General features: G+C 34.6%; 22 protein-coding genes. 9 read left to right on the forward strand and 13 right to left on the reverse strand.

Annotation, left to right across the window (positions count from 1 at the left end; translation table 11 throughout):
* Positions 1-197 precede the first annotated feature (197 nt).
* The 11 genes from K0R77_RS11000 to lpxB form a co-directional block, all read right to left on the reverse strand.
* Positions 198-3,158, reverse strand: coding sequence for a reprolysin-like metallopeptidase (locus tag K0R77_RS11000; RefSeq protein WP_300352186.1), 2,961 nt, complete (start codon positions 3,156-3,158; stop codon positions 198-200).
* A gap of 226 nt (positions 3,159-3,384) precedes the next feature.
* Positions 3,385-4,044 carry a DUF6048 family protein gene (locus tag K0R77_RS11005; protein ID WP_300352188.1) on the reverse strand — a complete coding sequence of 220 codons (660 nt, stop codon included), beginning with the start codon at positions 4,042-4,044 and terminating at the stop codon, positions 3,385-3,387.
* Positions 4,010-4,474, reverse strand: coding sequence for a DUF6452 family protein (locus K0R77_RS11010; protein ID WP_300352190.1), 465 nt, complete (start codon positions 4,472-4,474; stop codon positions 4,010-4,012). The genes K0R77_RS11005 and K0R77_RS11010 overlap by 35 nt, the downstream gene beginning before the upstream one ends.
* 7 nt (positions 4,475-4,481) lie before the next feature.
* A complete protein-coding gene (locus tag K0R77_RS11015; RefSeq protein ID WP_300352192.1) occupies positions 4,482-6,956 on the reverse strand; it encodes a zinc-dependent metalloprotease in 2,475 nt (824 codons plus the stop codon).
* Positions 6,957-6,997: 41 nt separating this feature from the next.
* On the reverse strand, positions 6,998-8,404 hold the full coding sequence (rlmD, locus tag K0R77_RS11020) for a 23S rRNA (uracil(1939)-C(5))-methyltransferase RlmD (protein WP_300352193.1): 1,407 nt from the start codon (positions 8,402-8,404) through the stop codon (positions 6,998-7,000).
* 157 nt (positions 8,405-8,561) lie between these two features.
* Positions 8,562-10,094 carry a TlpA disulfide reductase family protein gene (locus K0R77_RS11025; protein WP_300352195.1) on the reverse strand — a complete coding sequence of 511 codons (1,533 nt, stop codon included), beginning with the start codon at positions 10,092-10,094 and terminating at the stop codon, positions 8,562-8,564.
* Positions 10,095-10,231: 137 nt separating this feature from the next.
* Positions 10,232-10,999, reverse strand: a complete 768-nt coding sequence (locus K0R77_RS11030) for a succinate dehydrogenase/fumarate reductase iron-sulfur subunit (protein WP_300352197.1) — start codon at positions 10,997-10,999, stop codon at positions 10,232-10,234.
* Between the two features lie 24 nt (positions 11,000-11,023).
* Complete coding sequence (locus K0R77_RS11035) at positions 11,024-13,036, reverse strand: fumarate reductase/succinate dehydrogenase flavoprotein subunit (RefSeq protein ID WP_300352199.1); 2,013 nt, start codon at positions 13,034-13,036, stop codon at positions 11,024-11,026.
* Between the two features lie 15 nt (positions 13,037-13,051).
* Positions 13,052-13,714, reverse strand: a complete 663-nt coding sequence (locus K0R77_RS11040; protein WP_300352201.1) for a succinate dehydrogenase cytochrome b subunit — start codon at positions 13,712-13,714, stop codon at positions 13,052-13,054.
* 144 nt (positions 13,715-13,858) lie between these two features.
* Positions 13,859-15,628, reverse strand: coding sequence for a ComEC/Rec2 family competence protein (locus K0R77_RS11045; protein ID WP_300352203.1), 1,770 nt, complete (start codon positions 15,626-15,628; stop codon positions 13,859-13,861).
* Positions 15,629-15,684: 56 nt separating this feature from the next.
* Positions 15,685-16,791, reverse strand: coding sequence for a lipid-A-disaccharide synthase (gene lpxB / locus K0R77_RS11050; RefSeq protein WP_300352205.1), 1,107 nt, complete (start codon positions 16,789-16,791; stop codon positions 15,685-15,687).
* Positions 16,792-16,900: 109 nt separating this feature from the next.
* Here lpxB and K0R77_RS11055 point away from each other — a divergent pair, with 109 nt between their 5' ends.
* Both K0R77_RS11055 and K0R77_RS11060 read left to right on the forward strand, forming a co-directional pair.
* Positions 16,901-17,410, forward strand: a complete 510-nt coding sequence (locus K0R77_RS11055; RefSeq protein WP_300352207.1) for a DUF2480 family protein — start codon at positions 16,901-16,903, stop codon at positions 17,408-17,410.
* Between the two features lie 121 nt (positions 17,411-17,531).
* Complete coding sequence (locus K0R77_RS11060) at positions 17,532-18,188, forward strand: DUF937 domain-containing protein (RefSeq protein WP_300352209.1); 657 nt, start codon at positions 17,532-17,534, stop codon at positions 18,186-18,188.
* 60 nt (positions 18,189-18,248) lie between these two features.
* Here the strand turns inward: K0R77_RS11060 and K0R77_RS11065 are convergent, their stop codons facing one another.
* Together K0R77_RS11065 and K0R77_RS11070 are read right to left on the reverse strand one after the other, a co-directional pair.
* On the reverse strand, positions 18,249-18,362 hold the full coding sequence (locus K0R77_RS11065) for a 30S ribosomal protein THX (protein WP_300352212.1): 114 nt from the start codon (positions 18,360-18,362) through the stop codon (positions 18,249-18,251).
* 87 nt (positions 18,363-18,449) lie between these two features.
* On the reverse strand, positions 18,450-19,844 hold the full coding sequence (locus K0R77_RS11070) for an MATE family efflux transporter (RefSeq protein ID WP_300352213.1): 1,395 nt from the start codon (positions 19,842-19,844) through the stop codon (positions 18,450-18,452).
* Positions 19,845-19,970: 126 nt separating this feature from the next.
* Between K0R77_RS11070 and K0R77_RS11075 the strand changes: the two genes are divergently transcribed.
* The 7 genes from K0R77_RS11075 (at position 19,971) to K0R77_RS11105 (ending at position 25,449) form a co-directional block, all read left to right on the forward strand.
* Positions 19,971-20,561, forward strand: coding sequence for a DUF2975 domain-containing protein (locus tag K0R77_RS11075; protein WP_300352215.1), 591 nt, complete (start codon positions 19,971-19,973; stop codon positions 20,559-20,561).
* Between the two features lie 3 nt (positions 20,562-20,564).
* A complete protein-coding gene (locus tag K0R77_RS11080) occupies positions 20,565-20,768 on the forward strand; it encodes a helix-turn-helix transcriptional regulator (RefSeq protein WP_300352216.1) in 204 nt (67 codons plus the stop codon).
* 111 nt (positions 20,769-20,879) lie between these two features.
* Entirely contained in the window at positions 20,880-21,317 is a 438-nt protein-coding gene (locus K0R77_RS11085; RefSeq protein ID WP_300352218.1) for an ankyrin repeat domain-containing protein, read from the forward strand.
* 142 nt (positions 21,318-21,459) lie between these two features.
* On the forward strand, positions 21,460-23,214 hold the full coding sequence (aspS, locus tag K0R77_RS11090) for an aspartate--tRNA ligase (RefSeq protein ID WP_300352220.1): 1,755 nt from the start codon (positions 21,460-21,462) through the stop codon (positions 23,212-23,214).
* A gap of 44 nt (positions 23,215-23,258) precedes the next feature.
* Positions 23,259-23,990 carry a carbon-nitrogen hydrolase family protein gene (locus K0R77_RS11095; protein WP_300352222.1) on the forward strand — a complete coding sequence of 244 codons (732 nt, stop codon included), beginning with the start codon at positions 23,259-23,261 and terminating at the stop codon, positions 23,988-23,990.
* Between the two features lie 71 nt (positions 23,991-24,061).
* Positions 24,062-24,847, forward strand: a complete 786-nt coding sequence (locus tag K0R77_RS11100; protein ID WP_300352224.1) for a Ku protein — start codon at positions 24,062-24,064, stop codon at positions 24,845-24,847.
* Positions 24,847-25,449, forward strand: a complete 603-nt coding sequence (locus K0R77_RS11105; protein ID WP_300352225.1) for a DNA polymerase ligase N-terminal domain-containing protein — start codon at positions 24,847-24,849, stop codon at positions 25,447-25,449. The genes K0R77_RS11100 and K0R77_RS11105 overlap by 1 nt, the downstream gene beginning before the upstream one ends.
* The last annotated feature ends 37 nt before the right edge of the window (positions 25,450-25,486 follow it).

The raw sequence follows: 25,486 nt of genomic DNA on the forward strand, positions 1-25,486 counted from the left end.
AAAGGAATTAAAAAAGTAAACGATTTTGTCATAGGCATCAATTATTTTTAAATTAACTACAAATCTAAACAATTTTTATTATTTGGTAATATATTTACTCGTTTTTTTTATAGTAACTACATCAAAAACCCAGTTATGATTATAATATAAAAATCCCCAAGTAAACTTGAGGATTTTTAGTTGTTAAAAGCAATTTATTATTTCTTGATGAATTTAGAATTGAAACTTTCTTTTCCTTTATCTTCAATAGAAATTACATATGTACCCTTAACTAAAGAGGTTACATTAATTTTCCCGTCAATAATATTTCCACTATTTGCCAACTGACCTGCTGCACTGTAAATTTTATAAGTTGCTTTGTCAGAAACTTTAGTCACATTCAAAATATCACTTACCGGGTTAGGGTAAATCTGAATTCCATTATGATTAATATTCAAGTCATTAGTGCCAAGCGCACTACTTACCACAACATTATAATCTTCTACTTCGCCATAATTAAATGTTCCGCATCCAGCAAAAGCCGTGCCTAATGAACCTCCTGCATTAGCTGATCCTGCGTAATATAAAATCACTCTCATTCTTAATGGCTGATCTAAAACCGGATTACCAGGAACGGTAAATGAACCTGTAATTGGTGCTGTTGGTACTGCTACAGGATAATTCAAAACTCTTTCTGAATTTTCAAAGACTCCATTTTTATTAAAATCTATGAACACAACAGCTGTATCATAATCAGGATCTGTTACTGTAATTGATAAGTCATATGAAGTGTTTGTAGCCAAATTAGGCTGAAGAGCAACATTTGCAGTATAACTTGTGTAATTGGATGGTCCTGATGTATTTGTAAATAAAGGAACCGAATTTTTAGATAAAGTTACATTAGATATATATTCATATTGCTGCGAATTAACAGCTGAAACAGTACAATATGTTGTAGCCGATGTTGTGAAATTTGTACTTGCAGAGAATGGAGATTGGGTTCCACATACTGAAGCAACTTGCACTTCATAAACTGAACTTGCCGTCAAACTTGCAAGGTTTACCGTGTTTGTAGAAGATGTTGTTTGTTGCCATGCAGTATCAGTAGTTTTTTTATATCTAATTACATAAGATGCCGCCCCCGTTACGGGAGCCCAATTAATAGCAGCTGAATTTGAAGTAACATTAGTAATATTGATACCACTTATTGCTGCCCCACATCCTACACTTGTTGTAACATAAACAGATTTTACTGCATAAAAAACATTTCCTATTGCAGAAATTCTTAATTTAATATTTTGATTATTTAAAGAAGCAGGAAATATAAAATTTTCTGTACCATCATTTGCAGTTGAAGCAAACAACACATTCCAAGTTGTACCATTATCAGTTGTATAATCTACTTTAACATTTGTCACATTATATGGTGCGACAGAAGTATTTGCTACATCCCACAAAATTGGAGAAGACAAATTACTATATCCGTATTGAAACTGATCATTCAATTTAAACGGACCATCAGCTCCTACGTTGATTGTCTGAAGTGCAGACCGAGTCTGCTGTTCCAACGGATTGAGATTATTATCTCTTACTGTAACAGCAAAACTAGATGATCTTTCTACATTTGAAACTGATTCCCATCCATTATTTGCATTATTTAAAACACCATTTAAAACTGATGATAACTTAGGAAAATATCTTGTAGGACTTGCTGTTGGAGAAAATGATCTAAATGATGCTCCATAAGTAGTATTCCCTAAATTCGCTGCTGTAATTGGACCTCCTGTGATTGCTCCATTTACTACAGCTCCTGCATCATCAAACTCTTCCCAAGTATATGTTAATGGATCATTTTCTAAATCAGTTGCTGAAGCTGTAAGTACAAACGCAGTACCTTTCGGAATAGTGTAAGTAGGAAGCGCTGCAATTGTTGGAGGATTATTTGTAATTACTGTTTCTACATCACAAGTTTTAGCCGTTAAATTATTCTGAATCTGTACAATGCTTGCTACATGAAAATATGGATCAGAATTCATCTGCACATTTGCATTTGTAATACCTGCATATCCCATAATTGTTGATCCTGATCCCGGCTCCATATTTACTCCAGATCCCTCAATACTATGAGCAAAAGTGTGATTAGCACCCAATTGATGACCCATTTCGTGAGCTACAAAATCAATATCAAATGTATCCCCTACAGGACTTGTACTTTGAGTAAAACCAGAACCTTTCGCAGTAGTAGTTGATGTAGCAGGATTAATACATACACAACCAATACAACCGGCATTTCCGTTATTACCCGCTGCATTGAAAACATGGCCAATATCATAATTTGCATTACCAACATTAGCTGTTAATGTCTGTTGCAATTGAACATTCAAATTTCCAGTATACGGATCTGTAGCAGCATCTGTATAAATGATATTTGGAAAATTCTGAATATTTAAATGTAAAGCTAAATCCTTTTCAAATACTCCATTTACTCTTGTCATTGTTGCATTGATGGCAGCAAGTGCTAACGCAACCGTTCCACCATGGAAAGCGGTATACTCTCCAGTAGCTGAAATTGCCAATCTCATCGTTCTGTATTTTTTATCAGAACTTTTTGCGAAATCTGTAGGTTGATTGTTAAAAGATTGTCCGGCAAGCTTCAGTTGTCCCAATTGATTTACAGATATAGGATCTTCCGATGTGCTACAAGTAAAACTTTTACCATTAGGCGTTTCAGATTTTGTATGAACTCCATAAATGGTTTTGTCAGCATTTTGGGCATCAATGAATTCATATTTTCCATCTTTGATAATCATCGACTGAAAATCATTAGGAGCAACAGAAAATCTTAAAAATTTTGATGGGTCGTCAATACCCACACCAACATAAGATCCCAGATCATATTGATTAGCAAGGTCTTTGACCATTACAGGGAAACTGTATACTGCAAATCTCTCTATTTTCCCTCTTAATGTTGGTAATAAAATTTCAACAGATTTTGCATTGGGTCCCGTCTCTTGAGCATCCTTAAGCTGATTTTTAATTTTATTAAGATCTAACTTATAATGAGATTGTATCTGTGTAGGGTCAATTTGAGACCCTCTCTTTACTGTAGTGGAAGTCCATTGTCCGAAAGCAGAGACACCAATTACACTACAAAATAAAGTAGTAATGAATTTTTTCATAAAATGAATTATTATTAATTTTCAAATATACTGCTTTTAAATTACTACATATACATAAATATACTAGTAATTATGTTAAAATCACAAAATAAAAATTATAATATTTTTCAAATTATCTTATAATATTGCAATCTCTTACATTATATATTGATCTATATATAGTTTGCAAGAGAAAAACAACTTATTCTTATATATTAACTATCGGACCTAATATAATTGAATATTTTTAAAACTTATACGCAATATTCCAAGAAAATCCCATCAAAAATTTAGAAGAACTTCTTCCAAAACCGGGAACGATCATAGGAACAACTTCATCCTGTTTTGAAGTTACCATCAAATATCTTGGCTGCATATTTACGTCAATGAAAAAATTGGATTCAAAAAGCTGAACTCTTCCACCAATTGTTCCTTCAAGCCAAAAAGATGACTGTGATGATGCCGGCAAAGAAATAGATGAACTACTTCCACCAAAACCACGAATCGGAATTGCAAAATATTCCTGATTATAAAATGAACCTCCTATTTTTGCTCCTCCATAGAAACCATTGAATTCATTTTCGCGGTCTTTTGCCAACATATAAAATGCTCCAATTTTGAAAAAAGGACCGTTCGCAGTTGCATCGTAGCCATTTTTTTGATAAATATTTTTCTCAAATCCTGCTTCCACAATTCCGTGGATGTTGTCTTTTATTTTTGATGAAACAAAACCCTGAAATAACTGTCTGTCTGAGAAAAATGAAACACCCGTATTCAAAACATCAACACCAACCATAAAGTTGGGTTCATATTTCCATTTTTCTTTTACGGCTTCCTTCTTTTCCTGTGCAGAAAACAGCAGTCCCAAAAGACTAAAAAACGAGGTAAAGATTAGTTTTTTCTTCATTTTGAATAAAGTTTTGTCCAGATTCTATTTTTACGACAGGAGTTGCTTTTAATAATTGTCCGCTTACATTTTCGTAATTTAGCTTAGCTCCGCAACCTGGTGAAACGTAAATTGATTTTGTGGTGTAATTTATACGCACTTTTGATGAATCTCCTTTTCTCTGGGTTTTCACAAATAATTCGGTGTAAGGAGAATCATCAACACGAAGCGGAATTAAGATTGAATCTGCATTTCTGCTCCATCCAAGATCAACAGTTCTCACTCCGTAATCAACATATACTTTCACGGAATCTAATGTTGTGATCTTGTCTGCGTTTTTAAACATGATTTTCATTCTCGGCGTGCCTTCTCCGCTTTCACAGATGTCGTCGTCTCCACCACAGGAAATCATTATAAGTGATAATATAAGAAATGACAGTAATCTTTTCATTTTTAAATTATTTTGGATCTAAAGCCTTTTCAATACGGAAAACCAAATCTTCATAATGATATTTATTCACCAAATCTGAAGCTGGTTTTGCTGAAAGTTCTTTTTTGATTGTATTTAAATTTCCTCTTATCAAAGCAGAAACATCAGATTTGTCTGAGGATTTATTATCAACGAGTTTTATTAAAGAATCGATATAATTTCTCTGAAGATTTCTTCCGTAAATATCTGCATTTTCATTTTTAAGAATTGAAGTATTTAAATCTGCAAGCAATTCAATCACAGAATAAGTATTCGGCTCAACGGCTTCCATCTGATACATATTCTGCAAAACCATCGGACTTAAAATTCTTCCCAAAACACCATTCTGAATTTCTTCAATTGTCTTCACAGGAGTTTTTCCTGTTTTCTCAAAAATATCTTTTTTGATTAGCCATTGAGGAGTTGTGAAAATATTTTCATTTAAAAATTTCATAGCTTCTTTCTGATCTTTTTTAGCTACAACTTCATAAACTGCTCCAGATTGCTCAGCAGTTTTCGGAGTTTCCATTTGTCCGCCGATATATTTTGAGACGTGTCCCAAATATCTTCTGAACTGTGTTGTCACCTGATCGTACATCATATCAAGATTTGCGTAATCTTCGTTTGGAGTTTTCGTCCATTTTTCTAAATTATCAACAATTCTTTGCAGATTTTTGATTCCGTATGTACTTGCAATCATTGCATTATCACCCACTTGCTCACTTTGTGATCTTGGATCTAAAGGATTGGATTCTGTACCAAACCAAAGTCTTTCATTCTTAAGATTTTTAATTACCCACTGATTCAGGTATTCTTTTTCTGCATCCGGAGTTTTAAATTGATTAAATCTTTTATAGCCCCACTCAATTGCCCAATCATCGTAGTCTCCGATTCTCGGGAAAATTCCGGCATCACCGATATTGTCTTCCGGTTGTGCAACATAATTAAATCTTGCATAATCCATAATTGAAGGAGTATGACCGTTCTTTTCCAGCCATTTTTTATCTCTCAATTTTTCAACAGGAACCGTCGAACTTGAACCATAGTTATGTCTCAAACCTAAAGTATGTCCAACTTCATGAGAAGACACAAAACGGATCAACTCACCCATTAATTTATCTTCAAATTCAATTTTTCTCGCTCTCGGATCATTTGGCGAAGCCTGTACAAAATACCAGTTTCTCAACAGCAACATCACATTATGATACCAGTTGATATGACTTTCCAGAATTTCACCTGTTCTTGGATCTGCAATTGAAGGACCTGAAGCATTCGGAACATCTGAAGGCTTGTAAACAATCGCCGAAAATCTTGCATCTTCCAAACTCCACTCTGTATCTACTTTCGGATCGGGAACTTTTGCAACAATTGCATTTTTGAAACCGGCTTTTTCAAAAGCTTTCTGCCAATCATTTACTCCCTGTATTAAATAAGGAACCCATTTTTTCGGAGTTGCAGGATCAATGTAAAATACAATCGGTTTTGCAGGTTCTACCAATTCTCCTCTATTGTATTTTTCCAAATCCTGGGGTTTTGGCTCAAGACGCCATCTTTTAACTAAAGAAATTCTTTTTACGCCTTGAGGATCAAGATCAAAATCTGTGTATCCAACCGTAAAATATCCAACTCTCGGATCAAAATATCTCGACTGCATTTTATTTTCCGGAAGAAGAACAAATGAAGAGTTAATTTCTACTGTATAATTTCCACTGATTTTCGGAGCCGGTCGCCCCGGAATAGCCGGAGTCGCAGGAGTTCCTAAAGTTCTTGCAAAAGTTTTAGTGGTATTGATTTCAATATTTGTCGGGAAAGATTTAACAAAATTCACAAATGACATATCTTTCTGAAAAACTCCGACTCTGTAAGAATCTTTAGACCAAACAGAAAAAGAAGTCAGTTCGTTATCAGTATTTAAAACATCAGTTACTTCAATAACAGACGAGTTTTTCTTAATTCCGTAAGCTTTTACATCAAAAGATTTTATAATAGACTGCACATTGTTTCTCGTTACCGAATTGTACATATCTGAAGTAGAATCTTTTGCATAATCAACATGGGAAATTGATCTTAAAAGAATTTTATCTTTTGGACCTTTTTCAAAAGCAATTACTTGCTGCCCGATCTGATCTCCTGCATAACCTGAAGTTCCGGAACGCATTCCCGCAGCAGCTTTCGTTAATCTTGTCACCAATAGAAATTCTTTTTTCAACATAGAATCCGGAATTTCAAAATAATATTTGTCGTCTACTTTATGAACTGTAAAAACCCCTTGATCAGAAACCGCTTTATCGGTAATGATTTCTTTAAAAGGTTTGATCAGGCTTTTCTTTTTATCGTCTTTTTTTACTTTTGCAGTATCTGTTTTTGCAGCAACAGAATCTTTAGGTTTTTCTTGCGAAAATAAGTTTTGTTGGCAGAAAACTAAAGCTGCTAATAAGAAGAATGCTTTACAGTTCTTTATCATATTCAATAATATTTTGATTTTATCTATTCAAATTTAAATAATTATTTTTTCACCAATAACGCAATATTTTCTACATGATGAGTTTGTGGGAACATATCAACAGGTAAAATTTTCACCAAAGTATAGTGATCTTTCATTAAGGCTAAATCTCTTGCCTGAGTTGCCGAATTACAGCTTACATAAACTACTTTTTCAGGGGCTAGTTTTAAAATTTGCTCCACTACTTTTTGGTGCATTCCATCTCTTGGCGGGTCGGTGATTAATACATCTGCTTTCGGATGATTTTCCATAAATTCATCATTGAAGACATTTTTCATATCTCCACAATAGAATGTTGTGTTGGTCAAACCGTTTAATTCAGCATGTTCAATTGCAGCATCGATTGCTTCCTGCACAGATTCAATTCCGATGACGTGTTTTGCGTTTCTCGCAACATATTGTGCAATCGTTCCGGTTCCTGTATATAAATCGTAAACTATTTCATCACCTTTCAAATCAGCAAATTCAAGAGTTTTTCTATATAATTCTAAAGCCTGTTTGTAATTGGTCTGAAAGAAAGATTTTGGACCTATTTTAAATTTAAGACCATCCATTTCTTCCATTAAAAATCCTTCACCGAAATAAGTTTCTACATTCAAATCGTAGATAGAATCATTCTGTTTTGGATTGATTGCGTAAACCAAAGTTTTGATTTGAGGGAATAACTCTAGTAAATAATCAAAAAGTTTCGTTCTGTTTGCTTTTTCTTCCCTGTACAACTGAAATAAAACCATCCACTCTCCTTTCGAGTTTTGTCTCATCATTAAAGTTCTCAGAAAACCTTTCTGCTCTCTAACATCGAAAAAGTCTAAGCCATTTTCAATTCCAAAATTTCGAACTGCCAAACGAATTGCGTTCGAGGGATCTTCCTGCAACCAACATTCTTTTAAGTCAAGAATTTTGCTCCACATTCCCGGAATGTGAAAACCAAGAGCGTCTCTGCTTCCGTAGTTTTCCTCAGAACTAATCTCGTACTGAGTCAGCCATCTTGCATTGGAGAAAGAAAATTCCATCTTGTTTCTGTAGAAATATTGTTCTTCTGCACCTAAAATCGGAACAGTTTCAAAATCATCAATCCCACCGATTCTTTTAATATTATTGTAAACTTCTTCCTGTTTAAAATCAAGTTGTTTCTCGTAGCTCATATTCTGCCACTTACAACCTCCGCAAGTCCCAAAATGAATACATTTCGGTTCTACTCTGAACGGCGATTTCTCAACAATCTCTTTTACATCAGCCTCAAAATATTTTGATTTTGACTTTTTCACTCTTGCATTCACTACATCTCCCGGAATAGCTCCCGAAACCAAAACGGTTTTTCCTTCTTCAGTTTTTCCGATCGCAACACCTTTTGCACCTGCGGCAAACAATTTTATATTTTCAAGAATGACATCTTTCTTCTTTCTCATAACAATTTCTATCGCTACGGAGTCAACTTTCTATTTTCAGCTCCGTAAATTTTCTATTTTTTCTATAAACTGATTCACCATTCGGTTTCACATTGCAAAAATACAATAAAAAAAACCTTATCCGAAGACAAGGTTTTTTTCTATTGTATAAGTTTTATTATTTTGTCTGAGCCGGTTGCTGAGGAGCACCTTCCACTGGAGGAGCGGGCTGCATATTCATTTGTGGCATCATTTGCTGCTGAGGAGCAACTTTAGGAGCAGAAAGACCTGTTTGTTTGTCTAAAACAGTAATCAAGTCTGCATCACCTAAATTAACAAAAGACCTGCTTGCAACTTTACCGTTTTTATCTACTACAATGAAGTTTGGCAATTTGAATCCGTACACTCCGTATTTTTTAGCGATATCAGAATTAAGACCTCCTTCTGCATAAACATTAGTTCCTTGAATTCCCTTCAACATTGCATTGCTGGTTTTCGTAAATTGATCTTTGGTATCATCAAGGTTTACGAAAACGAAATTCATTTTAGATTTATAGAAATTCACCACTTCTTTCAATACAGGAACTGTACCTTCAGCAATGTAAGGATTCCAAGATGCATAAAAAACTAATACATAAGGCTTTCCTTTGTTATCACTTAATTTATAAGCTGAACCATCTGCTTTTACTAATGAAGCTTCTGGAGCGTCATCACCGATCTTAAATCCGTTGATTGTAAACTGCATCTTTTTGATATCAGCTTTGATTCCTGCATCTTTAATATCTTCTTCGATAATTTTTTTGATCTTATCAGTCGTTTTAGCTGGAGTTTGTGGATGAATATCGGATTGCGCCATTACAAATGCCAATAGATAATCTTTCGTAATTTGAGAAACCTCTTTTTGAGACTTCAAGAAATCATTAAACAATTCTGAAGTTGTAATATCTGTTTTTCCTTTGCTTTTTGCTTCAGCAAATTTTTGGAAATCAGGGCTCATTTTTGTTAAAAGATACTGTCTGTAGAAAGGGCTTGTTTTCACCATTTCGTCATTGTTTTCTTTTAATTTGTTCTCATAATCTGTAAATACCTTTCCTGGTTTGAAAGAAGGGTTTCCAGACATTTGCTTTTTCGTCATTTCATAATTAACCATAAGATTAAGAATTGCCGTTTTAGCATCTGTTCTTTTCCACTCTACTACTTCTTTACCCGGATTGTATTTTTTTACATTCTCATCGATATTTTTATTGATATCAGCTTCAATCTTCTGCATTCCTTTTACATACTTCGCTTCGTCACCTGCCATCAATTCCTGAATATTCAACCCCTGACCGTAAGTTGAAAGAAATTTCTGACTAGCCTGGAAGAAATCATTATCATTTTTAGCATCACCTGTTACAACATATTCGTTCGGAAATGTAGCTGCACTTCCTGAGATGTTTACAGACTGACCGCCTTTAAGGAAGATTAGGTTTTGTTTTCCTGCATAGTTGATGACATACATTCCGTTTTTAGGAGCTTCAAAAGTTCCTGCGAAATTTCCGTCCTTATCAAGACCCATGTTAATCAATGGCAAAGTAGCCACACCTGAAGCTTCTACAAATTCTACTCTTTCTAGAGGAGCACTTCCTGCAATTTTTCCTTTTACTTCAACTTTTTTTGAACAAGACATTACAAATATTGCAATGACAAACAACAAAAGATATTTTTTCATTTTTGATTTTCTAATTAGGCAAAAATAAGTTTTTCAATAAACTTACTGCTATTTAATAATTGATTTTATGAAAGATTTAACTAAAAATTTCGCCTTCATTGAAGAAGACGAAATCTTAAATATATTTTTTGAACACATTATCCTCTGTCTGCCATTGCAGCCATGTACTCTCTGTTCATTCTAGCGATGTTCTCAAGAGAAATTCCTTTAGGACATTCTACTTCACAAGCTCCTGTATTTGAACAGTTACCGAAACCTTCTTCATCCATAGCTTTCACCATGTTCAGAACTCTACGTTTTGCTTCTACTCTACCTTGAGGTAAAAGAGCATACTGAGAAACTTTAGCACCAACGAATAACATAGCTGATCCGTTTTTACAAGAAGCAACACAAGCTCCACAACCGATACAAGCTGCAGCATCCATTGCTTTGTCTGCATCTTCTTTAGGAACCGGAATTGCATTGGCATCCAAAGTATTCCCTGAAGTGTTTACCGAAATAAAACCACCTGCAGCCATTACTCTGTCGAATGCGCTTCTGTCTACAATTAAGTCTTTAATAACCGGGAACGCTGCACTTCTCCAAGGTTCAATAACGATGGTTTCACCGTCTTTGAACATTCTCATGTGAAGCTGACACGTCGTAATTCCTGTATCCGGACCGTGAGCTCTACCGTTAATGTAAAGAGAACACATTCCGCAGATTCCTTCACGACAGTCGTGGTCGAAAGCGATAGGCTCTTTTCCTTCGTTGATAATGTTTTCATTCAGAATGTCTAACATCTCCAAGAATGAAGAATCTGTAGAAACATCTGATATTTTGTAGGTCTCAAACTGACCTTTAGTTTTGCTATTTTTTTGTCTCCAAATTTTTAGGGTAAGATGAAGGCCTTTTTTTGCACTCATAATTATTTATTTATAGGTTGGAGATTATTTGTAACTTCTTGCTTTAACTTCAATGTTTTCGTAGATCAAGTCTTCTTTGTGCAGAACTTCTGTTGTGATATCATCTGTTTGATATTCCCAAGCTCCAACATATTTAAAGTTAACATCATCTCTTTCTGCTTCACCTTCAGGAGTAGCATGATCTTCTCTGAAGTGCCCTCCACAAGATTCGTTTCTGTGTAATGCGTCGATAGCCATCAATTGTCCAAGTTCGATGAAGTCTGCCACTCTAAACGCTTTTTCAAGCTCAGTGTTCATCCCATCTGCATCACCAGGAACTTTTACATCGCTCCAGAATTCTTTTTTCACCTGAGCAATTTCAGCAATAGCTTCTCTTAAACCTTCAGGAGTTCTTCCCATTCCCACCTTATTCCACATAATGTGTCCTAATTTTTTGTGGAAATAATCTACTGAATGAGTTCCTTTATTATTTAAGAAGAAATCTACTTTCTCTTTAATTTCTTTTTCAGCTTGGTCAAATTCACCAGAAGTCGTAGGAATTGTTCCTGTTCTGATGTCTGCTGAAAGGTAATCTGCAATCGTGTAAGGAAGTACGAAATATCCGTCTGCCAAACCTTGCATCAAAGCAGAAGCTCCCAATCTGTTCGCCCCGTGATCTGAGAAGTTTGCTTCACCGATTACGAAACATCCAGGAATTGTAGACTGTAAGTTATAATCAACCCAAACACCACCCATTGTGTAGTGAACTGCAGGATAAATCTTCATTGGCGTTTTGTAAGGATCATCAGCTGTAATCTTTTCATACATTACAAATAAGTTACCGTATTTCTCCTCAATCCAAGCTTTTCCTAAATCATAGATTTGCTGATCTGTAGGATTGTGAATATGTTTTTCGATAGCGGCTTCTTTACCTTTTTTGATAATCTCCGTTGAGAAATCTAAATAAACACCTTCTTTAGTATCATTATTTTCGATTCCGAAACCAGCGTCACATCTTTCCTTACCAGCTCTCGACGCAACGTCTCTAGGCACTAAGTTTCCGAATGCAGGATATCTTCTCTCTAAATAATAATCTCTATCTTCTTCTTTAATATTTTCAGGTCTCAATTTGCCTTCTCTGATCGCTACTGAATCTTCAATTTTCTTAGGAACCCAGATTCTTCCTGAGTTTCTTAATGATTCAGACATCAAAGTCAGTTTAGACTGCTGTGTTCCGTGAACCGGAATACAAGTCGGGTGAATCTGTACATAACAAGGATTTGCAAAATACGCTCCTTTCTTATGAATTTTCCAAGCCGCAGAAACGTTTGATCCCATTGCATTGGTAGATAAGAAATATACATTTCCATAACCTCCAGAAGCAATTACAACAGCATGAGCAGAATGTCTTTCGATTTCACCTGTTACAAGATTTCTTGCGATGATTCCTCTCGCTTTTCCGTCTACAATTACCAGTTCCATCATTTCATGACGGTTGTACATTTTGATCCTGCCTTTACCAATCTGACGGCTCATTGCAGAATATGCGCCCAGTAACAACTGTTGACCAGTCTGTCCTTTTGCGTAGAAAGTTCTTTTTACCTGAACCCCACCAAACGAACGGTTATCTAACTGACCGCCGTAATCTCTCCCGAAAGGAACTCCCTGAGAAACACACTGGTCGATAATATTTGCAGAAACTTCAGCCAATCTGTAAACGTTTGCCTCTCTCGCTCTGTAGTCACCACCTTTTATGGTATCATAGAACAATCTGTATGTAGAGTCACCATCACCCTGATAATTTTTAGCTGCATTGATACCTCCCTGAGCCGCAATCGAGTGCGCTCTTCTTGGAGAATCCTGGTAGCAGAATGCTTTTACATTGTATCCCTGCTCAGCCAAAGTAGCTGCTGCAGAACCTCCTGCCAAACCTGTACCTACAACAATAATATCAATTTTATCACGGTTGTTAGGCGCAACAAGGTTCATATGGTCTTTATGATTTTTCCATTTATCCTTAAGAGGACCTGCTGGAATTCTAGAATCTAATTTACTCATATTAGTATATTGATATTATTGAGTTACGTAATGAAAAATTGCAATAAAAATAAAACCAAGCGGAATAAGGATTGAATACCAATTTCCGAAAGCCTTGATAACCGGAGTATATTTTGGATGTCTTGCTCCAATTGACTGGAATGAAGACTGGAAACCATGAGATAAGTGCAAACCAAGCAACCCGAAAGCAACTACATACAATACCACTCTCCAAAGATCATGAAATTTGCGATGAAGCTCAGCCCAATATCTCGTTTCGTCCGGCGTGTTTGCTTCGATGTACTTGAAGTTCATTTCAGGAAACCAAAAGTCATAGAAATGTAAAGCAAGGAAAGCTAAAATAACAGCACCGGAAATAATCATATTTCTAGACATCCAGGTAGAATTAGCAGAACCCTTATTATCAGCGTACTTTATAGGACGCGCCTTGTTGTTTCTTATTTCAAGAATGAATCCCATCACAAAATGGAATATCACAGCAAACATTAAAATAGGTTGCATCAGGAACTGAACCGCCGGATTGTAGCCCATAAAATGAGAAGCCGAATTAAAGACATCTTCACTAAAAACAGATGTCATGTTGGTAGATAAATGCATCAACAAAAAGATCAGCAAAAACATCGCTGAAAGTGCCATAGCATATTTTCTACCTATCGAAGAACTTGTTAAACCTGCCATATTGAGTTTAAATTTGATTTTCCACAAAATTAAGGAATGTCAACAAAACTAAAAAGTGAGAAATCTCACTATTAGACAGTTTGTAATCTTTCTAAATAACAATGAAAAACATAGATAAATCGGGGAAAATTTAAAAATTCAATATTATCTCAAATCATAAATTTTATTATTGAAAACAACCTTTTCAGATGAAGCCGGAAGTTTTTTAATGATAATATTTTTTACTCTACGGGATGAACTGTAAGGGCTAATAATATGTCGTTGAATTTTGTTCCGATCATCAAAATTTTTAATCCAGAAGCAGACAACATTTCCTTTTTTTACCGAAAACACTACATCTTTTTTATATTGGTGAATCAGAACCTCTTCACGATTGTTTTCGAAAATTGAAAAGGAAACTCTCAAGATTAAAAATATTAAGACCACTAAAAAAAATCGAGAGCTATTTTTAAAATCATATTTAATGACAACAAATCTCAAAAGATAAATAACTACAAACAATATCCAGACTTCCCACCAATTCATTGAAATATTCTCAAAAAACAAAGAATCAAAATCAGCAAACCAATGAATAACTTTTAATAAAACATCAATAATGAAGTCATAAATCATATTAACAATACCAAAATCTAATCCTAAAGCCATCAAACCTGTCATTACAAATGAAAAAATAATGATCATCTCCGAAAAAGGAACGATAAAAAAATTGGCAATAACTGAAATAAAAGAAAACTGATGAAAATAACACAAAACTAAAGGAAGCGTCGCCACCTGAGCCGAAATTGAAATAGAAACCGTATTGTAAATTATCTTTTTAATATAATTATCCTGTTTCGGCAGATGTTTCAGAATAGGCTGATTCAGCCAGTAAATTCCCAAAACCGCCAAAAAACTCAACTGAAACCCTACATCAAAAAACTGTTGTGTATCAATAATCAGAATTATAAACGCAGAAAGTGCCAAAGAATGCAGAAGATCAGGCTTCCGTTGTAGCAAAATGTAGATAAAATATACGGTAAGCATTAAACATGAGCGAACTACAGAACTTCCAAACCCGATAAATAATGCAAAAACCCAAATAAAAATCAGGCTCAAAACAATTACAAATTTTCTAAACCTTAATGGTAAAATTTTCATTAAAATAAAATAAAGCATTCCGAAAACAACAACAATGTGCGTTCCCGAAATTGCAAGAAAATGCACCAATCCTGACCTGTTGAAATCTTGCAAAGTCTCAGAATCAATTTCTGTACGGTCTGCCAAAACAATTCCTTTTAAAAACTCCTGACTCTTCGGCGACATCTCAGACTGATTGATCTTCTGTAAAACCTCCAATCTCTTCTGACGGATTTTCTCATCAAACGAAAGATCATTTCTTAATGCAGAACTTATTTCATCATTAATATAGCATTGATGAAAAATATTTTTCCGATGAAGATATTGAGCATAATCAAATTGAAAATCATACTTCGGAGACTCTGGTTTGCTTACCAATACCTTACTCTTGTAATAATACTCAAAGTCAAGCTCTTTACTATCTTTTGGAACTAATATTATAGAATTAAAATTCTCTTTTCCAACCTCAACAATTGCTTCATACTTTTTATTCTTTTCAGTAGAATTTAGTTTTTTAGAAATCTTAAAAATGATCGTTTCATTAGATTTAATAGAAATTTGCGGTTCTTGAGGAAAGTTCAAAAAATGTATACAAATTCCAAAGCAAAAAAAGAAAATCGAAAGTAAAACAGACTGTATTTTTGTTACGAAAAATGACTTAAAAAAGGTTGAGATTGTAATCAGAATACAAACCAACGCAAAAGCGAGAATAAAATTTTGCTTAAAAGAAAAATAATCCTGAAATAAAATTCCAAGGATAAAGCAGCAAACTAAAATCAGAAGTGGCTGTTTGTTCAATTTTCATCATTTTGTACTACTAAAGTAATAAAAAATTGAAATTATTCCTAAAAATTTTATTTAATTTTTAAAATAATATCTGCAGCATTATCGCTTGCTCCTTTTCCACCGAGTTTACTTCTCAAAATTTCATATTCTTCAAGCATCAGATTTCTCTTTTCACCTTCAAGAATAAGCTTCAATTGCCCGACTAGATTTTTAGTATTTAACTCACTTTGAATCAACTCCTTAACAACTTCTTTACCCATAATAAGATTGACAAGCGAAATATATTTAATGTGCTTCACCAACCTTTTAGCAATAGCATAAGAAACCTTGCTTCCACGGTAACAGACTACTTCCGGAATATTTAATAAAGCTGTTTCAAGAGTTGCCGTTCCCGAAGTGACCAAAGCAGCTTTTGAACATCGCAATAGATCGTATGTTTTATTAGAAACAAAATGCACATTTTCATCTACATATTTCTGATAGAAATTTTTATCCAGACTTGGAGCTCCCGCAATAACGAATTGATAATCTTTAAAATAAGGTCTCACTGAGAGCATTATCTCCAGCATCTTTTCAACTTCCTGTTTTCTGGAGCCGGGAAGAAGTGCAATGATTTCTTTTTCGTTTAGATTATTTTCTTTCTTAAAAACCTCATTGTCAATATCTTGAAGAGTATAAATTGCATCAAGCAACGGGTGACCTACAAAATGAGATTTTACATTGTGTTTATGATAGAAATCTTCTTCAAAAGGAAGAATCACCATCATTTCATCCACATATTTTTTGATAATTTCAACTCTGCCTTCTTTCCAGGCCCAAAGTTGCGGCGAAATATAATAGACAACTTTGATTCCAAGCTTTTTAGCAAATTTTGCAATTCTTAAATTAAAGCCAGGATAATCTACCAAAATCAAAACATCAGGTCTGTTGTTTCTGATATCAGCTTTGCAGAACTTAATATTATTTAAAATTGTCTTTAAATTCATTGCGACCTCAAGAAAACCCATGAAAGCAAGATCACGGTAATGTTTCACCAAAGTTCCGCCTTGTTTTCCCATCAAATCACCACCCCAAAATCTGAATTCTGCGTTGGGATCTTTTTGCTTCAAAGATTTCATTAAATTACTTCCGTGTAAATCTCCGGAAGCTTCACCTGCAATGATATAATATTTCATGAATGATAATTGATATACAATGAATGATTTTATCTATTGAAATGACAGTTTCAAACATCAAAATTCAAATTATAATTAAGTAAATTTGCTTCAAAGATAATGATAAAAAATGTCAGACGAATTTGAAATAAAAAATAAAGTTGCATCAAGCGGATTAGTAAATTTTGACCTTACCGATTTGGTTCCGAAGGGAATCAGAAAAGGAATCGATCTGAAAGATTTTCTCTTCATGGAAATGATTCTTAAAGAAAAAGATTTCCGTGAAAAAGTAGCAGCAATCGATCCTGATTATTACGCAGACAATTATGTATACATCTACAATTCTGCAGATGCAATCGTTCCGCTTTGGGCGTATTTCCTGATCACGGCAAAGCTGACCGATGTGACGAGAAAAATAATTTTCGGCACCAAAGAAGATTTGGAAGTAATTCTGATGCATCATGCAATTCAGCAACATGATTTTTCTGATTTAAAAGAAAAAAGAGTTTTGGTAAAAGGATGCTCTGACAAAGAAATCCCTGAAAATGCGTATATTGAACTGGTAGAAAAGCTGAAACCGATCGTAAAATCACTGATGTTTGGTGAAGCATGTTCGAATGTTCCTATTTTTAAAAATTAGAGGCTCAATCTCAATATTTGCAAAATCATTTAGAATTAAGTAAAAAATTCTGCCATAATAATTTGTGGTAGATTTTTTTTTGATAACTTTGGCATTCTAACAAATAAAACAAACACAAACAATGAGTCTAATTGACCTTTTAACAGGAAACACAGGAAATCAGGTAGCAGAACAGGCAGAAAGCAAGTTCGGAATTAGCAAAAATCAAATTATTGCGCTTTTGGCAGTGGCTACTCCACTTGTCATTTCTTATCTTCGAAACAAATCTCAGGATGCAAAAGAAGCTGAAGCTTTGAACAATGCATTAGATAAAGATCACGACGGAAGCATTCTGGACGACACTTCTCTACTTGACAACAGACAGGATGAAGGTGGTTCTATTCTTTCTCACGTTTTTGGAAATCAGAAAAATACTGTAGAAAACCAGTTATCACAAAATACCGGAATTTCTATCGATAAAATCGGTCCGATCTTAGCAATGCTTGCTCCTGTCATTATGGGATACATCGGTAAAGAAAAACAGCAAAACAATGTTGGAGCAGGAGGTCTTGGTGATCTTTTAGGAGGAATTTTGGGTGGTGCTCAAAATCAGGCACAGCAGCAACAGTCAAGTCCCTTGAACGATATTTTGGGAAGCGTTTTAGGAGGCGGGCAATCGCAATCTTCAGGAAATCCCTTGAATGACATTTTAGGAAGTGTACTTGGTGGCGGACAGCAGCAAAAGCAACAACCAGGTGGATTGGGAGATCTTCTTGGCGGGCTTTTCGGAGGAAAATAATTTCAATTTAAATCATAAAAAAAGACCGGAGATTGATCTTCGGTCTTTTTATTTTTGTTTTTAGTCTTTTGCTTTTTCAGCAGGATAAGGTTTTGAAGCTTTTCTCGGTCTTTTCTTTCCGTGGCTTCCCAAGATAATCTTACCTTTTCTAGACTTTCTGTCTCCTTTTCCCATAATTATAAATTTTGATTGACTACGAAGTTAGAAATTAATACTTAGAAGTCAAAAGATCACACCGTTAAATATTTCATAATAAATAAGTTATACTTTCACATTTTTCCATTTGCCTCTTTTAAATAAAATAAAAGCCACGATGGTAATGAATGTTTCTGCAACCGGAATTGAAATAAAAACACCTTTAGGTCCCAATTCAAAATACTTTGAAAGCACATAAGCCAAAGGAATCTGAAACATCCAAAATCCGAAAAAATTTAGCCAGGTCGGTGTCCACGTATCGCCTGCACCATTAAAAGCGTTGATAGTTACCATTCCTATTCCGTAAAATACAAAACCAACACTCATAATGTGCAGTGCATTTTTAGCATAATTCTTTATTTCAATTTGCTCTGTGAAAAATCCAACAAGGAAATCTCCCAAAAGAAAAAATATAAGACTTACAGAAAGCATAAAAATTACGTTGTACTTTACAGTTTTCATGACAGACTGTTCCGCACGCAACATTTCACCGGCACCCATATTTTGTCCGACTAAAGTTGAAGCCGCATTGCTCAATCCCCAAGCGGGAAGCATAAAAAACATCATGAGACGAAGTGCTGTCTGATAACCTGCTGAAGCATCTTCACCGCCGGTTGTTGCAACCAATTGCGCAAGAAAAATCCAACTGCATGATGCGATGACAAACTGAAATATTCCGGGCATCGCAATTTTAACGATGGATGTGATTAATTTGAAATCAGGTTTAAAATAAATTGTTTTAATTCTCACTAAAGAATCTGCAATAAAAATATGATACAACTGATAAAGAACTCCTGTACTTCTGCCAATCGTTGTTGCAATTGCCGCTCCCGTTAAACCCATCGCAGGAATCGGACCCAATCCTCTTATTAAAATCGGACAAAGAATGATATTGGCGATATTGGCTATCCACAAGCTTTTCATGGCGATTGCTGCATTTCCTGCACCTCTGAAAATTCCGTTGATTAAAAACAGAAGCATAATGATCACACTGCTCCCCATCATTATTCTGGTGAAATCTTTTCCGTAAGCTGCAGCATCCGGTTTTGAACCCATCAAAATCAAAATATCTTCTGCATAAATTACTCCTAGCAAACTTAAAATAGAAGTAATGACAAAAGATACCAAAATTACCTGCGCAGCACTTCTGGAAGCCTGTTCAGGATTTTTCTCCCCGATCCTTCTTGCCACGACTGCGGTTGCAGCCATGCTCATCCCGATTGCTATCGAATAGATAATCGTGAGTACAGATTCAGTAAGACCAACAGTTTGAATGGCGAAACCGCTTTCTTTGAGGTGGCCGACAAAATAAAGATCAACCAGAGCAAAAACAGATTCCATTGCCATTTCCAGCATCATCGGAATTGCTAAAAGAAGAACAGCACTTCGGATACTGATTTTAGTATAGTCAGTTTCTTCTTCACTAAATGCTTTTTTCAGAAAATTTAAATATTTTTTCATTTTAAAATTAATCGGTCTTAAAAATACGATTTCAAAAAATTTAATTTAAAATAAAATAATTTTAATAATTAATTATTGTTTTACAATAATTAATTATATATTTGCAATAATAAAATATTAAAACAAATGAAACTCTTAGGACAAAAATCAGTATCTACAATTATCAGTTATTTATTCTTGGTATTATTTATTATTTTTCTCTTTCATCTTATTTACCAAACGCTTGGATTTGGAATTGGATATTATAACTGGACAACTTCACATCATTTTCTTTCAGAAACTTTTTATGTAAATGATGAAATAGATTATGCATCTTATGAAAAAGGAAAATATGTATTTTTCAGATTTAAATATCCTTTTTCAGATCAACAGATGATGACAGGTTTTTTTACGTTGAACAGATTCATATTTCACACATTTCAAAGCATTTTTTTCAGTCTTTTTTTCTTTTACGGTTATAAAACTTTTGGGGATTTAAGTCGGAGAGAGTTATTTAATGAAACAATTATTAAGCATTTAAAAACTTTTTCTATTATCAATTTACTTTATGCACCATTGTATTTTTTGATTTGGATCTTTATTTTCCGAACAGGGCTTGAAGGAGGTATGTTAATGACTTCATTTGCATTTCTATTTTTAGGAATTATCTTACTTTTCATTACAGCATTCTTCAAAAGAGGACATCAACTGCAATCAGAAAACGATTTAACCATATAAATTATGCCAATAATAATCAACGTAGACGTCATGTTGGCGAAAAGGAAAATGCAATCTCAGGAACTTGCCGAGAAAATAGGAATTACTCAGGCGAATCTTTCTATACTTAAAACAGGAAAAGCTAAAGCGGTAAAACTTTCAACTTTGGAAGCGATTTGTAAAATTTTAGATTGTCAACCAGGAGATTTGCTTGAATATGCAAAGTAATTTAAATTCTGTTCCAAAAAAAAAGAACCGCATCATCAAATCGCCAATTAATTCATAAAATATATCAAAAAAAATATTAGATTTGTATATTAATTGATAAAATAAGTTTTTATGAAAAAGATTATATCGGCTACTTTACTTCTTGCGATCTCAATTTTTGCAAACGGATTATTTGCACAGCAGGTCTCTAAAGAACAAATGAAAATCTTCCAGACTGATAATCTTCAGGATTTTAAAAAAGTTTTTAAGAAAGATGACTTTAATAAATGTTTTGCCATCAAAGAAAACTCGTATGATCTTCTTGCGCTAAGTGTAAAATACGAAAGGAAGAATATTTTCAATTTCTTGCTAAACAACACTACCGATGTTAACAGACTTTGTAACAACCAATCACCATTGATGGTAGCTGCGAGATACGGAAAAGCAGATATGGCTCAATCTTTATTAACAAAAGGAGCAGATAAAAATCTGAAAAATGCAAACGGAGAAACAGCCAAAGACTTTTCGGTGAAATATGAAAAAGCCAATCTTACAAGTCTTTTAAAATAAAAACAGTTCAATATTACTGTCTTAAACTTCCTACGGGAAGTTTTTTTTGTTTTTAAACCCCCTAAAAACCTTATCTTTGCCAACGAAAATTAGGCACTTGAAAGCCTAATATCTAAAGTCTAATATCTAACATCTAAAAAAAATGTTTCGATCGCACACAAACGGAGAATTATCTCTTCAACATCTTAATGAAGAAGTTACACTTTCAGGATGGGTACAAACCATTCGTGATAAAGGATTTATGATTTGGATAGATCTTCGGGATCGTTACGGAATTACTCAGTTGGTTTTTGACCAAGACCGTTCTACAGCAGAATTGATGGAAAATGCGAAAAAATTGGGACGTGAATTCGTAATTCAGGTTACAGGACGCGTCATCGAAAGAGTAAGCAAAAACCCCAATATTCCAACAGGAGAAATTGAAATTTTAGTTGAAAAATTAGAAGTTATTAATGAATCTCAACTTCCGCCCTTCACCATTGAAGACGAAACGGACGGAGGGGAAGAATTAAGAATGAAATACCGTTATCTGGATATCAGAAGAGCTCCGGTAAGAGATAAATTGATCTTCCGTCACAAAATGGCGCAGAAAGTGAGAAATTATCTTTCAGACGAAGGATTTATCGAGGTTGAAACTCCGGTTTTAATCAAATCTACTCCGGAAGGAGCGAGAGATTTTGTTGTACCAAGCAGAATGAATCCGGGACAGTTTTATGCATTGCCACAGTCTCCACAAACTTTCAAACAATTGTTAATGGTTGGTGGAATGGATAAATATTTCCAGATCGTGAAATGTTTCCGTGATGAGGATTTGAGAGCTGACAGACAGCCTGAATTTACACAAATCGATTGTGAAATGGCTTTTGTAGAGCAGGAAGACGTGATGAACGTGTTTGAAGGAATGACGAAAACGCTGATTAAAGACATTACCGGTCAGGAATTCGGAACTTTCCCAAGAATGACGTTCGCTGATGCGATGCAGAAATATGGAAATGATAAACCGGATATCCGTTTCGGAATGGAATTCGTGGAGTTGAACGATTTAGTAAAAGGAAAAGATTTCAAAATATTTGATGATGCTGAATTGGTTGTCGGAATCAATGTGGAAGGTTGCGCAGATTACACAAGAAAACAAATCGACGAGCTAGTTGACTGGGTAAAAAGACCACAGATCGGAGCTTCAGGAATGGTTTGGGCTAAATTCCAAAATGACGGAGTGAAAACGTCTTCTGTAAATAAATTCTACAACGAGGAAGATTTAGCAAAAATCATCGAGAAATTCGGAGCGAAAGAAGGAGATTTAATGCTAATTCTTTCAGGAAACGAACATAAAGTAAGAACTCAACTTTCCGCGTTGAGAATGGAGCTTGGAAACCGTTTGGGATTAAGAAAAGGCGACGTATTTGCACCACTTTGGGTTGTTGACTTCCCGTTATTGGAATTTGACGAAGAAAGCGGACGTTATCATGCGATGCATCACCCTTTCACCTCTCCAAAACCGGAAGATATTCATTTACTAGAAACGGATCCGGGAAAAGCAAGAGCCAATGCCTACGATATGGTTTTGAACGGAAACGAGATCGGCGGTGGCTCTATCAGAATTTTTGATAAAGATTTACAGTCAAGAATGTTTGATTTGTTAGGGTTCTCGAAAGAAGAAGCAGAAGCACAGTTCGGATTCCTGATGAATGCCTTCAAATACGGCGCGCCGCCGCACGGTGGTTTGGCTTTCGGATTTGATCGTTTGGTAGCGATTCTTGACGGAAATGAAGTGATCAGAGATTATATCGCTTTCCCAAAAAATAATTCAGGACGAGATGTGATGATCGATGCTCCCGCTGCGATTGCCAACGAACAACTCGATGAATTGGAATTGAAATTAAATTTAAAAGCATAAATTAGAAGCGGAGATTTTTTTCTCCGCTTTTTTAATGATGAAAAATGAAAATCGCAGCAGCACAAATACAACCAATAAAAGGAGATATTCTTAGTAATATTGAGAAACACAAAATATTAATTGACATTGCAATTAATAATGGTACTGATCTAATTATATTTCCGGAACTTTCCATTACAGGTTATGAACCTGGATTAGCCGAACAGCTTTCACTTCATTATGAAGACCCTATTTTAAATAATTTTCAAAATATTTCAGATAAAAACAGTATTTCCATTTGGATTGGAATGCCTACGAAATCAGAAGGTAAATTATTTATAAGTTGCATCATGTTCCATCCTAAAAAAAGAAGGGAGATTTATTCAAAGCGCAATCTTTTCCCAACAGAAGTAGAATTTTTTTCAAAAGGCAATGGCTTTTGCCACTTAGAAATACTACAAAATAAAATTTCACTGGCAATATGTTATGATATATCTGATCCTACGCATTCTTATGAAGCTTATGAGGCAGGATCAAATATTTATATTGCAAGTGTCCTCAATTCTATAAACGGTATAGATGATGACCTGATAAAATTATCAGATATTGCAAAAAAATATACCATGACTGTTTTGATGGCAAATTTCGTAGGTGAATCAGGAGGATATGTCTGTGCAGGAAAAACTAGTGTTTGGAATAATGATGGAAATTTGATAGATCAGCTAGATAATAAAAATGAGGGAATTATAATTTTAAATACTGAAAGTAATCAAGTTGAAAAATTTTATAGAATATAATTTTCTACTTATCCTCTTACTATTTTTTCACTCGGCATAATCATTGTACGTTTTACACAAAATAAACGACAATGAAAGCAATTTGGAACGGTGCCATTGGTTTTGGCTTAGTCAATATTCCTGTAAAGATTTATTCTGCGACAGAAACCAGTAAATTGGATCTCGATATGCTCGATAAATCTGATTTTTCTAATATCAAATTCAAAAGAGTCAACGAAAAAACGGGCAAAGAAGTCAAGTGGGCAAACATTGTAAAAGGCTATCTTATGGACGATAAATACATCGTTTTGGATGAAGAAGATTACGAAGCAGCAAGTCCCGAAAAAAGCAAAATTCTTTCCATAGAACATTTTGTAAAAGAAGCTGAAGTTGACAGTGTTTATTTTGAAAATCCTTATTTTCTTGAGCCTCAAAAAAATGGAGAAAGTGCTTACAGACTTCTGATAAAAGCCTTATCAGAAACCAAAATGGTCGGTATAGGAACATTTGTTCTTCGTGACAGTGAAGCGATTGGAATGATCCGTCCTTACAACGATGAAATTTTGGTTTTAAACAGATTGCGGTTTGCTCAGGAAATCAGAGATTACAAAGATTTAAAAATTCCTGCTAAGAAAGCTCCGAAACCTGCCGAACTTAAAATGGCAAAAAACCTTATTCAACAATTATCCGAAAAATTTGATCCTGCTGTTTATAAAAACACATATTCCGAAGAGTTATTGAAAATTATTAAGAAAAAAGCAAAAGGGAAATCCGTAAAGCTTAAAAAGTCTGAACCTGCCAAACAAGGGAAAGTGATTGATTTGATGGCTCAATTAAAAGCCAGTTTACAAAGTCCAAAATCTAAAAATGCTTCATAATGGCTCTCAAAGATTACAATGAAAAACGTAAGTTCGACGAAACCACCGAACCCAAAGGTAAAGCAAAAAAGAGCAAAGACAAACTTATTTTTGTAATTCAAAGACATGCCGCGTCACGTCTTCACTATGATTTTAGGTTAGAAATGGAAGGCGTCTTGAAAAGTTGGGCAATTCCGAAAGGTCCGTCACTGGATCCTAAAGACAAACGTCTGGCGATGATGGTAGAAGATCACCCTTATGATTACAAAGATTTTGAAGGAAATATTCCCGAAGGAAATTACGGAGCCGGACAAGTGGAAGTCTGGGACAGCGGAACATACGAACCTTTGGACGATACGAGCAAGCTTTCTGACGAAAAAGAATTGTTGAAAGAATTAAAAGCAGGTTCATTGAAATTCGTTCTGCACGGCAAAAAACTGAAAGGTGAATTTGCTTTAGTTAAAATGAAAAATGCCGAAAACAACGCTTGGCTTTTAATTAAACATAAAGACGATTTTGCAGAAGAACATTATGATGCAGAAGAAAACATTTCCAAAAATTCTCAGGTCACCAAATTTTTAGAGGAAAAAAAAAGCCTGAAAAGCAACAAAAAGAAATCATAATTTCAGAAACAAAGCCTAAATTTCAACGATTCAATTC

The sequence above is a fragment of the Chryseobacterium sp. genome, assembly GCF_029240215.1.
In the GTDB taxonomy this organism is placed as follows: Bacteria; Bacteroidota; Bacteroidia; order Flavobacteriales; family Weeksellaceae; genus Chryseobacterium.